13 protein-coding genes are annotated in these 14,450 nt (G+C 63.4%); 4 read left to right on the forward strand and 9 right to left on the reverse strand.

Annotated elements, in window-relative coordinates; all coding sequences use genetic code 11:
* Positions 1–4: 4 nt before the first annotated feature.
* From F3J43_RS05435 to hmpA, 8 genes are all read right to left on the reverse strand, one after another.
* Positions 5–997: an isocyanide synthase family protein gene (locus tag F3J43_RS05435; protein ID WP_166883788.1), complete on the reverse strand. Its 993-nt coding sequence runs from the start codon at positions 995–997 to the stop codon at positions 5–7.
* Positions 998–1,186: 189 nt separating this feature from the next.
* On the reverse strand, positions 1,187–2,074 hold the full coding sequence (cyoE, locus tag F3J43_RS05440) for a heme o synthase (RefSeq protein ID WP_166883789.1): 888 nt from the start codon (positions 2,072–2,074) through the stop codon (positions 1,187–1,189).
* 11 nt (positions 2,075–2,085) lie between these two features.
* Positions 2,086–2,418, reverse strand: a complete 333-nt coding sequence (cyoD, locus tag F3J43_RS05445) for a cytochrome o ubiquinol oxidase subunit IV (protein WP_134690013.1) — start codon at positions 2,416–2,418, stop codon at positions 2,086–2,088.
* A complete protein-coding gene (cyoC, locus tag F3J43_RS05450; RefSeq protein WP_134690014.1) occupies positions 2,418–3,041 on the reverse strand; it encodes a cytochrome o ubiquinol oxidase subunit III in 624 nt (207 codons plus the stop codon). The genes cyoD and cyoC overlap by 1 nt, the downstream gene beginning before the upstream one ends.
* Before the next feature lie 3 nt (positions 3,042–3,044).
* Complete coding sequence (gene cyoB, locus F3J43_RS05455) at positions 3,045–5,063, reverse strand: cytochrome o ubiquinol oxidase subunit I (protein ID WP_166883790.1); 2,019 nt, start codon at positions 5,061–5,063, stop codon at positions 3,045–3,047.
* Between the two features lie 3 nt (positions 5,064–5,066).
* Complete coding sequence (cyoA, locus tag F3J43_RS05460; RefSeq protein ID WP_166883791.1) at positions 5,067–6,011, reverse strand: ubiquinol oxidase subunit II; 945 nt, start codon at positions 6,009–6,011, stop codon at positions 5,067–5,069.
* A 560-nt stretch (positions 6,012–6,571) separates the two neighbouring features.
* Positions 6,572–7,078, reverse strand: a complete 507-nt coding sequence (locus F3J43_RS05465; RefSeq protein WP_166883792.1) for a disulfide bond formation protein B — start codon at positions 7,076–7,078, stop codon at positions 6,572–6,574.
* 498 nt (positions 7,079–7,576) lie between these two features.
* On the reverse strand, positions 7,577–8,755 hold the full coding sequence (gene hmpA, locus F3J43_RS05470) for an NO-inducible flavohemoprotein (protein ID WP_166883793.1): 1,179 nt from the start codon (positions 8,753–8,755) through the stop codon (positions 7,577–7,579).
* A gap of 154 nt (positions 8,756–8,909) precedes the next feature.
* On the opposite strand from hmpA, the gene norR reads away from it, so the two are divergent.
* The 4 genes from norR (at position 8,910) to F3J43_RS05490 (ending at position 12,639) form a co-directional block, all read left to right on the forward strand.
* Complete coding sequence (gene norR, locus F3J43_RS05475) at positions 8,910–10,460, forward strand: nitric oxide reductase transcriptional regulator NorR (protein ID WP_166883794.1); 1,551 nt, start codon at positions 8,910–8,912, stop codon at positions 10,458–10,460.
* A gap of 142 nt (positions 10,461–10,602) precedes the next feature.
* Positions 10,603–11,502 (forward strand): chemotaxis protein, encoded by a 900-nt coding sequence (locus tag F3J43_RS05480; protein ID WP_166883795.1) that lies wholly within the window; start codon positions 10,603–10,605, stop codon positions 11,500–11,502.
* 88 nt (positions 11,503–11,590) lie between these two features.
* Positions 11,591–11,908 carry a hypothetical protein gene (locus tag F3J43_RS05485; protein WP_166883796.1) on the forward strand — a complete coding sequence of 106 codons (318 nt, stop codon included), beginning with the start codon at positions 11,591–11,593 and terminating at the stop codon, positions 11,906–11,908.
* Positions 11,905–12,639, forward strand: coding sequence for a YkgJ family cysteine cluster protein (locus tag F3J43_RS05490; RefSeq protein ID WP_353618201.1), 735 nt, complete (start codon positions 11,905–11,907; stop codon positions 12,637–12,639). The genes F3J43_RS05485 and F3J43_RS05490 overlap by 4 nt, the downstream gene beginning before the upstream one ends.
* A gap of 102 nt (positions 12,640–12,741) precedes the next feature.
* On the opposite strand, the gene F3J43_RS05495 is transcribed toward F3J43_RS05490, so the two are convergent.
* A complete protein-coding gene (locus F3J43_RS05495) occupies positions 12,742–14,325 on the reverse strand; it encodes a methyl-accepting chemotaxis protein (protein WP_166883798.1) in 1,584 nt (527 codons plus the stop codon).
* Positions 14,326–14,450: the final 125 nt, after the last annotated feature.

The raw sequence follows: 14,450 nt of genomic DNA on the forward strand, positions 1-14,450 counted from the left end.
GTCATCAGTGGGCACTGGCGTAATGGCAAGGGCGACCACGGCGGAATACCAGGCGGCTGTAGCGCTCATCGACGTTGCTGCGCCGGTCGAGGGTAACGACGCCACGTCGCTTGACCGCCACCGAGTGCCAGGGAGTGCGCCACAGGTCGCTGGTGGGTACCAGGCGGATGCCGATCTTGCTCGATACCGCCAGTTGCGGGTGGATCGACAGGCGCAGGCAATGTGGATAGCGCGCCTGCAACAACGCGCTCCACGCTTCGCTGCGCTGGATGACCCGCTGCGAGGCCGGCTTGGCCACCTTCTTCACCGCGTTCATGCTCATGCCGTCGAACTCGGCCAGGCCCGAGTAGTCCTCCGCGAGGAAGCGATGGATGCCGCAGTACATCAGCTTCATGTGCTCCTCGTCCTCGAAGCGCTGCTGCAGGACTCGCAACGGCTGGCCATGCTCGATCATCAGTTCCTCGCGCATGGAGTCCAGGCAGCCCAGCTGCGGGTAGGCATCCTTGAGGTCGAAGAGGGCGAAGTGCCCGGGATAGTGTTGCTCGGCGTAGTGCTGGATATCGTCGGTATAGGCCTGGACATGGGCATCGGGCACCCGCACCAGGTCGGAAAAAACATACCCGTCCGAACAGATGCGAATGATTGCACCCGGTGCATGCAGCGCACGAATGTCGTCGCACAGCCGGCTCAGTTCGTCGATGGCGTGGTGTTCCGCCAGGTCGGGGAGCGGGCCGAGGGTCTTCTGACGGTTGGGCGACTTGCCCGGGAAGGCCGGCAGGACCATTTCCACCGGCAGGCCTTGCTCCAGCGCCCGCAATACCTTGGGCAGGTGCGGCGCGAGCACGGCCTCGTCCAGCACGGCGTCCTGCCCTGGAGCGAGGCAGCGGCGACGGAACAGGCATTCGAGAATGGCCAGTGCGGTGTCGGTGTGCGAAGCGGATTGGTGTTGGCGGGGCAAAACGCCGCCCGCCGACAGAGCGATGCTCGTATCGGGCATGAAACAGTCCTTTGTCATGTGGATGGATCCGGATGGATCTCAGTCAATGCTGACTGCCAGGTCGTCCTGACCTGCGGCGCATAAAATCGGGCAAAGGCCTTGCGCTGTCAACTGGCCTTGCAAGGTATTTTTCAGAGGCGAAAAAAAACGCCCCGGCAAGCCGGGGCGTCTTGTTGAAGCATGAACGTTTCAGCGTGCGTAGGTCATCAGCACATCGGCTGCAGTCTGGCTGTCCACGCCCATCATCACGCTCAGGGCGGTGACGGTGAGGATGGAGAAGCCGAATACCTTGCGCGCCCATTTGCTGTCGTCCTCGGCCTTGTAGCCGCCCCAGGCCATGTACAGCCAGTACAGGCCCATGGCTGCCGCCACGGCGAGGTAGCCCAGGCCGGCGTAGCCGCCCAGGGTCAGCATCAGGGTCGCCAGCACGAAGGCCAGCACGTACAGCACGATCTGCTTCTTCGCCGCGAGGATACCGCGCGCCACCGGCAGGACCGGAATGTTGGCAGCGCTGTAGTCCTTGAAGCGGAAGATGGCGATGGCGAAGCTGTGCGGCATCTGCCACAGGCTGAACATCACCAGCAGGGTCACTGCCGCCAGGTCGAAGCTGTTGCTCACGGCGCAGTAGCCGATCACCGGAGGCATGGCACCGGACAGGCTGCCGACCAGGGTGCCGTGCACCGATTTACGCTTCAGCCAGAGGCTGTAGAACCCGACGTAGACCACGAAGCCAACCAGGGCGCAGAACGCCGACAGCGGATTGGCCTGGACATACAGCAGACTGAAACCCGCCACCCCGAGCAGGGTGGCGTAGATCAGCGCGAGGGTCAGCGACATGCCGCCCTGCACCATGACGCGGTTCTTGGTGCGCTCCATCTTGTGGTCGATGTCACGGTCGATGCAGTTGTTGAACACGCAACCGGACGCCACCACCAGGGAAGTACCTACCACCACCGCCAGGAACAGGGCGAAGTCCACATGGCCCTTCGCGGCAAGGAAGAAACCGCCTGCCACGGAAAGCACGTTACCGAAAATGATCCCCGGTTTGGTGATTTGGATAAAGTGCTTCACGGACATGCAGTCTTACCTCACTTGGCCAGCATTTCGAAGTGGATGCTGAACATGATCCACAGCGACAGGCCGACCAGCAGAGCGATCACCAGGGTGGTGAACAGGAACGTCGACACGTTGGAACGCTGCTCTTTCGAGCGGTCCATGTGCAGGAAGTACACGAGGTGTACAACCACCTGGATGACGGCCATGGCCACCACGATCAGAACGGTCAGGTTCTTCGGCAGGCTCGGGTACATCACCAGGCCGAACGGGATCGCGGTCAGGATGATCGACAGGATGAAGCCGATCATGTACGACTTGACGCTGCCGTGGTTGCCTTCGTGATGAGTGTCGTGTGCGCTAGCCATTACAGAACTCCCAGCAGGTAGACGACGGTGAAGACGCAGATCCAGACCACGTCCAGGAAGTGCCAGAACAGGCTCAGGCAGCTCATGCGGGTCTTGGCGGTCGGCGTGATGCCGTGCTTGTTGATCTGGTACATCATGATTGCCATCCAGATCAGGCCGGCAGTCACGTGCAGACCGTGGGTACCTACCAGGGCGAAGAAGCCCGACAGGAAGCCACTGCGCTGCGGGCCGAAGCCCTCGCTGATCAGGTGATGGAATTCATAGATTTCCATCGCGATGAAGCCGGCACCGAACAGGAAGGTCACGGCCAGCCAGCCCAGCACGCCACCCTTGTTGCCCTTGAACATCTGCAGCATGGCGAAGCCGAAGGTGATCGAGGACAGCAGCAGGAACAGCGTCTCGACCGCTACGAAGTCGAGCTGGAAGATGTCGTGACCCGACGGGCCGCCGGCAAAACTGCCGGACAGCACCGCGTAGGTGGCGAAGAGCGACGCAAACAGGATGCAGTCGGTCATCAGGTACAGCCAGAAACCGAGGACGGTCATCTGGCCCGAGTCGTGGTGGTGGTCATCGTGAGCATGGTCATGACCATGCGCGCCACCGTGGATTACTTGACTGGACATTGATTACACCCGTTCAAACGATTCGACACGTGCGCCGGCAGGCAGAGCACCTGCTTGGGCCAGCGCTTTCATGCGCTCGCCTTCGATGCGCGCCACTTCTTCGGCCGGAACCATGTAGCCCTGGTCGTCACGCGCGGCGTGGCGAACGAAGACAGCGATGGTTGCCAACAGGCTCGCGCCCACCAGCCACCAGATGTGCCAGATGAAGGCGAAACCGAACACGGTCAGGAGCAGACCCATGAACAGACCGGTGGAGGTATTGCTCGGCATGTGGATCGCTTCGTACTTGGCCGCAGGCTTGTAGGCAGCACCGGCTTGCTTGGCTTCGTGCCAGGCGTCCAGGCCAACATGCTCAGGCATGTGCGCGAAGTTGTAGAACGGAGGTGGCGACGAAGTCGACCATTCCAGGGTACGGCCGCCCCATGGGTCGCCGGTCACGTCCATGTTCTGCTTGCGGTCGCGGACCGACACGTAGATCTGGATCAGCTGGCAGGCGATACCGAACAGGATCAGCACGGCGCCGACCACGGCAACGTACAGGTAGGGTTCCCACAGCGGGTTGTCGGAGTGGTTCAGACGACGGGTCATGCCCATGAAGCCCAGGGCGTACAGCGGCATGAACGCTACGTAGAAACCGGAGATCCAGAACCAGAAGGCAGCCTTGCCCCACTTCTCGTTCAGGGTGAAGCCGAAGGCTTTCGGGAACCAGAAGGAGAAGCCAGCGATGTAGCCGAAGACTGCACCACCGATGATCACGTTGTGGAAGTGGGCGATCACGAACAGGCTGTTGTGCAGGACGAAGTCAGCACCTGGAACAGCCAGCAGGACGCCGGTCATGCCACCGATCGAGAAGGTAACCATGAAGCCCAGGGTCCACATGATCGGCGCGGTGAAGCGCAGACGGCCCTGGTAGATGGTGAACAGCCAGTTGAACAGCTTCACACCGGTCGGAATGGAGATCAGCATCGTCGCCAGGCCGAAGAAGGTGTTGACGCTGGCGCCGGCACCCATGGTGAAGAAGTGGTGCAGCCAGACCGCGAAGCCGAGGATGGCGATCGCGCCCGAGGCGTAGATCATCGAGTGGTGACCGAACAGGCGCTTGCCTGCGAAGGTCGAGGTGACTTCCGAGAACACGCCGAAGGCCGGCAGGATCAGGATGTAGACCTCAGGGTGACCCCACGCCCAGAACAGGTTGACGTACATCATCGGGTTCCCACCAAGCTCGTTGGTGAAGATGTGGAAGTCCAGATAACGGTCAACAGTCAGCAGTGCGAGTGCGGCGGTCAGGATCGGGAACGAAGCGACGATCAGCACGTTGGCCCAGGTGCAGGTCCAGGTGAAGATCGGCATGTCCATCAGCTTCATGCCAGGTGCGCGCATCTTCATCACGGTGACGAGGAAGTTCACGCCGGTAAGCGTCGTACCCAGGCCTGAGAGCTGTAGCGCCCAGATGTAGTAGTCGACACCTACCCCAGGGCTGTACTGGATGCCCGCGAGCGGCGGATAGGCAACCCAGCCGGTCTTGGCGAATTCACCAACGCCCAGCGAGATGTTGACCAGCAGCACGCCTGCCAGCAGCAGGTAGAAGCTCAGGGAGTTCAGGAACGGGAAGGCAACGTCACGTGCACCGATCTGCAGGGGAACCGCCAGGTTCATCAGGCCGGTGAAGAACGGCATCGCCATGAAGATGATCATGATCACACCGTGGGCGGTGAAGATCTGGTCATAGTGTTCAGGCGGCAGGTAGCCTTCGGAGCCACCGGTGGCGGCGGCCAGCTGGGTACGCATCATGATGGCGTCGGCGAAGCCGCGCAGCAGCATGACCATAGCGACGATGATGTACATCACGCCGATTTTCTTGTGGTCGACAGTGGTCAACCACTCGGTCCACAAGTACGACCACTTGCGGAAATAGGTGATGGCACCAACGACGGCGATACCACCGAGCGCGATCATGGCAAGCGTCACCATGACTATCGGCTCGTGATAGGGTATCGCCTCCAGGCTTAATTTACCGAACATCTCTTACTCCTCTGCACCGGCAGCTGGTTGCATACTCGATTCCACACCCTTGGTAGTGGCCAGGTCTTTGCTGCCTGCTTCTTCGTGGCTCGGACGACCGCGGTTCATGCCTTCGTACTTGTCGACGATCAGCTGGAACTGGTCAGGCGAAGCCTCGCTATACAGCTCGACTGGGTTGTTTTCGCTTGGTTTGGCCAAGGCGTCGTATTCGGCCTTGTCCAGCTTCTTCGGCGAGGCCTTCACTTGCGCGACCCATGCATCGAAGTCGGCTTGCGAAGTGGCGGTTGCCTTGAATTTCATACCGGTGAAGCCGGCACCGCTGTAGTTGGCGGAGATACCGTCGAACTCACCGTTCTCGTTGGCGATCAGGTGCAGTTTGGTGGTCATGCCAGCCATTGCGTAGATCTGGCCACCCAGGCCCGGGATGAAGAAGGAGTTCATCACGGCGTCGGAGGTGACACGGAAGTTGACCGGGGTGTTGGCCGGGAAGACGATCTTGTTGACCGTGGCGATGCCCTGTTCCGGGTAGATGAACAGCCACTTCCAGTCCAGCGCGACCACGTCGATCTGCACCGGCTTCACGTCGGAATCCAGTGGACGGTACGGGTCCAGCTTGTGGGTGGAGTGGTAGGTGAAGTAGCCCAGGGCGATGATGATCAGAACCGGGATGATCCACACCGCAGCCTCGATCTTGGTCGAGTGCGACCAGTCAGGGGTGTAGGTGGCAGCCTTGTTGGAAGCGCGATACTTCCAGGCGAAGGCCAGGGTCATGATGATCACGGGCACAACCACCAGCAGCATCAGGCCGGTGGCGATCAGGATCAGGTTCTTCTGCTCAATGCCCACCTGGCCCTTCGGATCGAGCAGGGTCCAGTTGCACCCACTGAGTAAAAGCATGCCTAAAAAGGGCAATATGCCAAACAGTCTGGGGTAACGCTTTTTACTCATCTCACGACCTCTAGATCAGCTTGCTTCAATGCAATTTGTGTTTTGGTAGCCAACACTTCGTCCTGCCAAGTGCGGCAATTGGCGCCCGTACTCGCCCCTGCCAGGGATCCGACTGCAGGATCTTGGCGTCAAGCGGGTTAGCGGTGCTTATGGTTTCGTAGGCAACAGGCCTGTACTTCAGACCAAGTCCATTTGGTGCGGGAAAACGCGGAGGGGGGTCCGCCCGGTATCGCCGTTGGGCGAAACTTGTCGAAGTCAGCAAATGGAAAGCGCTGCGGCTCCCATCAATCCTGCGACTCGCAAGCAGTGCCGAACGGAAATTGGGGGCGATTGTAGATAGGTCGTCCGGCGATGACTATGACTTATTGAGCAACAGTCTTTTACAGAATGCGTAACAATACTGGTCAAAAAATCAACTTCGCGACAGTTTGTCGCACCCCGCGCAGTAGACCTGAAACCCTTGCCACGCAAGGGCTGGAGCCTGACCTGGATCAACCGTTTGCGGTGTCGCGGGGCTTATCCGCCGCTGCAATAGACCCAGGTCAATTCGGGACTTTGGTCTAACCGCGACGCCGGTTGCGGTAGATACCCAGCGGCACCAGGAGGGTGGTCAGCACGAACGCCACCAAGGCCCACTGGGCGAGGGACAGCCCCAGGATCGGCGGGTACGGCGTCGAGCAGAAACCGTCCACCTGGAACGCCAGCGGCCAGAGCTTGGCCAGCGGCAGGTCATCGACGATCGGCTGCAAGGTATCTATGCCGCAGCTGACCATCGGGTTGGCGAGTATATACACATGGTTGCCGGCTGCAACGATGCCACCGATGGCACTGAGCACCACCAGCCCCTCGAACACTGTCAGGCTCCGGCGGCCGGGCATGGCCGCGCCGATGAAGGCGAACAGGGCAATGAACAACAGGGCGTAGCGTTGCAGGATGCACAGCGGGCAAGGCGCCTCGCCCAGCACCACCTGCATGTACAGCGCGCCGCCGATCAGTGCCAGGCAGATCACGCCGAGGAGCACCAGAAAGCGCCGTTCCCGATTCAGGCGCGATGTCAGTTCGTTCATTGCCGATTCCTTCGATGGAGAGTGGCAGCGCGGGCTGCCCGGGGGCGCCAAGTCTACACGCTGGAGATGACCTTTGAATGCATCGAGGAAGGACGTGCGCGGCTATCCACTGATGACCTAGGACCGGACGGGGCGGTTTCGGTTCACTGGCACGCATGAAAAATGCGCCAGCCCGAGCGCCGGACAGGGGCAGTCCCCTCGACACTCGGGAGTGAAGGATACAGTGATTAAAGGAGGATTAAAGATGAAGGCGGGTATAACCGCTTTCATCTCTCCTTATATAGAGAAGGGATTGTTGGCCCAATCGCTGGCAAGCCAGCCCCGGCACGAAGAATGCTGTCGTCCGTCTGGTTCTCGACTACCCACGGTCTGGCGCATCACGTACCAGAGCTGGCTTGCCAGCGATTGGGATGACCAGGCGCAAGGCCGCTCCTGCAGGAGCGGCCTTGTATCGCGAAAGGGCTGCGCAACAGCCCCGGCAGTTCCCAGCCGTGCCTGTTACTCCAACGCCGCTGCCGGCCCGAAGAACTCGTAACGGCTCTGCCCTTCCGGCACGCCCAGCCCCTTGAGCTGACGCTTGATCGCCGCCATGAAGCCCTTCGGCCCCAGGAAGTAGGCATCGACGTCACGCTCGCGCGGCAGCCACTCGCCCAGCAGTTCCTGGTTCAGCAGGCCCACGGCGTCGGCCTTGCGGCTGCCGTCATCCTCGGCGTAGCAATAGAAGCGCTTGAGCTGCGGGTGGCGCGCGGCCAGGCCATCGATCCAGTCAGCGAAGGCATGTACCGCGCCATTGCGCGCGCAGTGGATGAAGTGCACCGGACGCTCGGTCTGCAGCGCCGCCTCGAGCATGGCCAGGGTCGGCGTGATGCCCACGCCGCCGCTGATCAGCACCAGAGGCTTGTCGCTGGCGGCCAGGGTGAAATCACCGGCCGGCGGGAACAATTGCAGGGTATCGCCGACGTGCAACTGCTCATGCAGGTAGCTGGAGACCTTGCCCCCATCCTCGCGCTTGACGCTGATGCGGTACTGCTCGCCGTCGCACAGGGCCGACAGCGAGTAGTTGCGACGCTGCTCCTGGCCATCGATGTCCAGTTTCACGCCAATGTACTGGCCAGGCTCGGCCTTGAGCACCGCCTTGCCATCGACCGGGGCGAAGTAGAACGAGACGATCTCGCGGCTTTCCTGCTCGCGGCGCACCAGGCGGAATTCGCGGGTACCGCGCCAGCCGCCGGCGGCTTCTTCCTTCTGCTTGTACAGGTTCTCCTCGGCACCGATGAGGATGTCGGCCAGCTGGCCGTAGGCGGCGCCCCAGGCCGCGATCACCTCGGGGGTGGCGATGTCCTTGCCCAGCACTTCCTCGATGGCGCGCAGCAGGCAACTGCCGACGATCGGGTAGTGCTCGGGGAGGATCTGCAAGGCCACATGCTTGTTGATGATCTGGCCGACCAGACCGCCGAGCTGCTCGAGCTGGTCGATGTGGCGGGCATACATCAGCACGCCGTTGGCCAGGGCGCGCGGCTGGTCGCCGCTGGCCTGGTGGGCCTGGTTGAACAGCGGACGCACCTCGGGGTACTCGCTGAGCATCATCTTGTAGAAGTGGGTGGTCAGGGCCTCGCCACCGCTTTCCAGCAGCGGGACAGTGGCTTTGATGATTGCACGTTGTTCGGCATTGAGCATTACGACAACTCCTGAGCCTGTGGCTTCGAATGGTTGGGTAGACCATTTCAGCAATCGTGCCAACTTTGATCGTCAATAAAACCGGGGGTTTTCCTTGATCGGTGTCAAAACGACACACTCGGGCGTATAGTCATTCCGACCAACAGGAGTCCATATGACTGCAAAACCCCTGCTTACCGCCCTCCTCCCGCTGGTGAGCGACCTGTCCCGCGACCTGCCCGACCAGGAGCGCTATCGTCGCCTGCTACAGGCCATGCGCGGCCTGCTGCCGTGCGATGCCGCGGCGCTGCTGCGCCTGGACGGCGAATGGCTGGTGCCGCTGGCGGTCGATGGCCTGTCGGCAGACACCCTCGGCCGGCGCTTCCGGGTCAGCGAACACCCCCGCTTCCAGGCCCTGCTCAGTCGCCCCGAGCCGACCCGCTTCCCCAGCGACAGCCCGCTGCCCGACCCCTACGACGGACTGGTCGACGCCGCCCATGTCGACCTCGAAGTGCACGACTGCATGGGTTGCCCGCTGATGGTCGACGAACACCCTTGGGGCCTGCTGACCCTCGACGCCCTCACCCCCGGCCAGTTCCAGAGCCTCGAGCTCGACGCCCTGCAGGCCTTCGCCAGCCTGGCGGCGGCCACCGTCACCGTCGCCGAGCGCATCGAGCACCTGGCCCTGCGCGCCGAGGACGAACACCAGCGCGCCGAGGTGTACCGCCAGGCCAGCGGCCAGGACAAGGAACTGATTGGCCAGAGCAAGACGCACAAGCGCCTGGTCGAGGAGATCCGCCTGGTCGGCGGCAGCGACCTGACCGTACTGATCACTGGCGAGACCGGCGTCGGCAAGGAACTGGTGGCCCAGGCCCTGCACCGCGCCAGCAACCGTGCCGACAAACCGCTGATCAGCCTCAACTGCGCCGCCCTGCCCGACACCCTGGTGGAAAGCGAACTGTTCGGCCATGTCCGCGGCGCCTTCACCGGCGCCCATGGCGAACGCCGTGGCAAGTTCGAGCTGGCCAATGGCGGCACGCTGTTCCTCGACGAAGTCGGCGAGCTGCCGCTGACCGTGCAGGCCAAGCTGCTGCGGGTGCTGCAGAGCGGACAGTTGCAGCGCCTGGGCTCGGACCGCGAGCACCAGGTGGATGTGCGCCTGATCGCCGCGACCAATCGCGACCTGGCCGAGGAGGTGCGCAACGGCAACTACCGCGCCGACTTCTACCACCGCCTGAGCGTGTACCCGTTGCAGGTACCACCGCTGCGCGAGCGTGGCCGCGACGTGCTGCTGCTGGCTGGTTACTTCCTCGAGCAGAACCGCTCGCGACTGGGGTTGGGTAGCCTGCGCCTGTCTGCCGAGGCCCAGGCTGCGCTGCTGGCCTACGACTGGCCAGGCAATGTGCGCGAACTGGAGCACCTGATAGGCCGCTCGGCGCTCAAGGCGCTGGGGCAGCATGGCCTGCGGCCGAAGATCCTCACGCTGGAGGCCGCGGACCTGGACCTGCGCGCCGTGGTCCCGGCGGTGCAACTCGCTACCGCCCTGCCGCCGGTCGGCGCAGCGCTGCCCGAGGGCGGGTTGCGCGAGGCGGTGGATGACTACCAGCGCCAGGTCATCGATGAATGCCTGAAACGTCACCAGGACAACTGGGCAGCGGCTGCGCGGGAGCTGGGGCTGGACCGGGCCAACCTGAGCCGTCTGGCCAAGCGGCTAGGCCTGCGCTGAGCCAGCGCCTACAAGATGCCCGCTGACTGCATGGGAGCGGGCGGGCCCCGCGATGGATCGCAAATGGCAAACTAGACTAAAGCCCGGCGCCAGAAAGCCGATAACCCGGCATCCTCTCCCTTATTCATACCGAAGGTTGTCCATGGCCACGCAAAAAGCCCGCGCGGACTCGTTGTCCCTGCTGCTGTTCACCCTGCGCAGCGGCAAGCTGATGGCAATCAACCTGCTCAAGGTCAGCGAGATCATTCCCTGCCCGCCGCTGACCAAGCTGCCGGAAGCCCATCCCCACGTCAAAGGCGTGGCCACCCTGCGCGGCAACTCGCTGTCGGTGATCGACCTGTCCCGCGCCATCGGCGAAATGCCCCTGGCCGACCCAGACGGCGGCTGCCTGATCGTCACCGAGATCAGCCGCTCGCGCCAGGGCCTGCACGTGCAGGCGGTGAGCCGCATCATTCATTGCCTGAGCACCGACATCAAGCCGCCACCGTTCGGCTCGGGCAACCGCTCGTTCATCACCGGCGTGACCCGGGTCGACAACACCCTGGTGCAGGTGCTGGACATCGAGAAAGTCATCCACGGCATCGCCCCGCCCCAGCACGAGCCGCATCCGGGCGAGGTCAGCGAGGAAGACGCCAGCCTGCTGGCCGCCGCCAACATCCTGGTGGTCGACGACAGCCAGGTGGCGCTGCAACAGTCGGTGCACACCCTGCGCAACCTCGGCATCGAGTGCCACACCGCGCGCAGCGCCAAGGACGCGATGAACGTGCTGCTCGAGCTGCAGGGCACCGACAAGGAGATCAACATCATCGTCTCGGACATCGAGATGTCCGAGATGGACGGCTACGCCTTCACCCGCACCCTGCGTGAAACGCCGGACTTCCAGCACCTGTACATCCTCCTGCACACCTCGCTGGACAGCACCATGAGCGGTGAGAAGGCCAAGACCGCCGGGGCCAACGCGATCCTCACCAAGTTCTCGTCGCCGGAGCTGACCCACTGCCTGGTGACGGCGGCACGCACGGTGGTATTCGAGGAGCGCTGACATATCAAGTGAGGATTTTCCTGACTTGATGCAGGAGAATGTTCGGGCATAATTCGCGCCCTTCGGGTGTTCATTGCCGGTATCGCGTATGAAATATTTCAGCTCGCTCCTGATCACCTGCGCCCTGCTCGCCAGCGGCGCAGCCCACGCCTCCAGCAGCCAGGCCTGGAACGACCAGCGCCAACAGATGCTCAAGGCCTGCCTCGCGGCCAGCCAGTTCAAGGACGCCCACGCCCTGGGCAAGCCCGCCGAGTTCGACGACCAGGTCGGCTTCAGCGCGCTGCTGGTCGAAGGCGTCTATCCGCAGAAACACATGCAGAACCGCACCGGCACCGTGCTGTGCCTGTACAACCGCCAGCAGCAACAAGCATTCGTCACCGAATGGGACGCGGGCATCAAGCGGTGAGCGACAGCATTCGTTTCGCCTGTACCGGTTGCGGCAAGTGCTGCAGCGGTCACCATGTGCCGCTGACCCTGGCCGAAGCCCTGCAGTGGGCGCTGGCCGGTGGCCAGGTGGTGGTGCTGATCGAAGGTTGCGTCCGCGACGGCCCGGGCATGCCGGCGCAACAGCGCGAGCATGTGCTGCGCCGTTCGCACCCGGTGCGCTGCGGCGACAGCGAGCTGCATGTCTCGGTGACCTTCGCCGCATTCAACCCCGGCCGCTGCCGCAACCTCGACGCCAACGACCTGTGCAGCATCTATGAAAGCCGCCCGCTGGTGTGCCGCATCTACCCGGCGGAAATCAACCCGCACCTGCCGCTGCGCCCGGAGAACAAGGACTGTCCGCCCGAAGCCTGGGCACAGGGACCGCTGCTGATTCATGGCAGCCTGCCGGTGGACACCGAGCTGCAAGCACTGATCGAAGCCGCGCGCCAGGCCGACCGTGACGACATCGCGGCCAAGGTGGCGATCTGCGAAGCGCTGGGGATCACCACCACTGCGTTGAAGGGCAACGGCTTCACGGCGTGGCTGCCGGACATGGCGGCGTTCGCGGCGGTGCTGGAGCAGGCGCCACAAGCCATCGAGGCACCCTGGGCGGTGCATGTGCAGGACGAGGCGCTCGCGGCCGAACTACAGCGCCATGGCTTGCAGGTGACCGGCGAAGCACCGCTCTACTACGCCTTCATCGGCTTCTAGGCAGACTCCATCGCGGGGCAAGCCCGCTCCCACCGTTCCCGCATCAGCATCCGGGGCATGGCGTGGGAGCGGGCTTGCCCCGCGATAATGGCGCTCAGCGGTTCACTGACAGCGCCGCCAGAACTCATCCGCCAAACGCCGCAGATCCTTGGCCAGGTCCGCCACGTCGCTGGCACTGCTGTGACTGCGCTGGCCGACATTGACCGTCGCCTCGCTGGCCTGGCGGATGCTGGCGATATTGCGGTTGATGTTCTCGCTGACCTGGCTCTGCTGCTCCACTGCCGCGGCGATCTGCAGGCTCATCTCGTTGATCTGGTTGACCCGCACGCTGATGCTGTCCAGCGCATCGCTGGCCAGTTGCGCCTGCTCCACGCTATGCCCGGCATGGGCGCTGCTCTGCTGCATCACCTGCACCGCCGCGCGGGCGCCCTCCTGCAAGGCACCGATCATGCGCTGGATATCGTGGGTCGACTGTGCCGTGCGCTGGGCCAGGCCGCGCACCTCGTCGGCGACCACCGCGAAACCGCGCCCCTGGTCGCCAGCCCGCGCCGCCTCGATGGCGGCGTTGAGCGCCAGCAGGTTGGTCTGCTCGGCAATGCCGCGGATCATATCCAACACCCCGGAGATCTCGCTGCTGTGGTTCTCCAGCTGGCGGATCACCTCGCTGGCCTCGACCAGCGACCCGGCCAGGTCCTGGATCGCGCAGCGGTTGCGGTCGACCATGCGGTGCCCGGCCTGGGTCTCGCCCTCGGCCTGGTCGGCGGCCATCGCCGCCATCTGCGCGCTGCTGGCCACCTGGGCGACGCTGGCACTCATCTGGTGGATCGCCGTGGCCACCTGGTCGGCCTCGCTCTGCTGCTCCAGGCTGTTGGCATGGCTGCTGTGCAGGGCATCGACCAGCGAGCCGGAATGCCCGGCCAGCCGCGAAGAGGTGTCGCCGATGCGCCCGACCACCGCGCCGAGCTGGGCCTTGAGCATGCGCATGGCGAATTCGATCTGCCCCAAGCCATCGCGCCGCCCGGTATACAACTGCTGGCTCAACGGGTTGTCGGCAATGGCCAGGGCCTGGCGACGCAGGCGCTCGAAAGGCCGCAGCAACAGCACTATCGCCACGCTGCTCAAGCCCGCAGCCGCGGCGATTTCCACCAGCGTGACGAGCAAGGGGCGCTCCAGCCACCAGTGGCCGACGCCCATCACCAGCGCCAGCAGCAGTGCCACACCCAGCGACAGTTGCGTGACCAGCCCCAGCACCGGCAAGCGCTCACGCCAGCTGCGACGCCCCTCGCGCAGGCGCGCATAGCAGCGCTCGGCGGCTTCCACCTGCGCAGCGTCGGGGCGGGTGCGAACCGACTGGTATTCCAGGGTCTTTCCGCCACTGCTGATCGGCGAGACGAACGCGCTCACCCAGTAGTGGTCGCCGTTCTTGCAGCGGTTCTTCACCAGGCCCATCCACGAGCGCCCGGCCTTGAGCGTCTGCCACATCTGGGCAAACGCCTGCGGCGGCATGTCCGGGTGGCGCACCACATGGTGGGCCTGGCCGATCAACTCATCACGGGTGAAGCCACTGACCCGCTCGAAATCGTCGTTGGCATAGGTGATACGGCTGTCCAGGTCGGTAGTGGACAGGATGTTGGCGTCGCCGGGGTAATCCACTTCGCGACCGGTAACGGGCAAATTGCACTTCATCGGAGGCTCTCGTTGTTGTACGGGAAAATCGGCAGGGCGTACGACTCTAGGGGCAAACGCCGGCGAAACATTGATCCACGGCAGGCTATTGGCAAATGGCCATCAACGACCCGAAACTGACAGCC

This window comes from Pantoea sp. Cy-639 (assembly GCF_011752525.1).
Taxonomy (GTDB): Bacteria; Pseudomonadota; Gammaproteobacteria; order Pseudomonadales; family Pseudomonadaceae; genus Aquipseudomonas.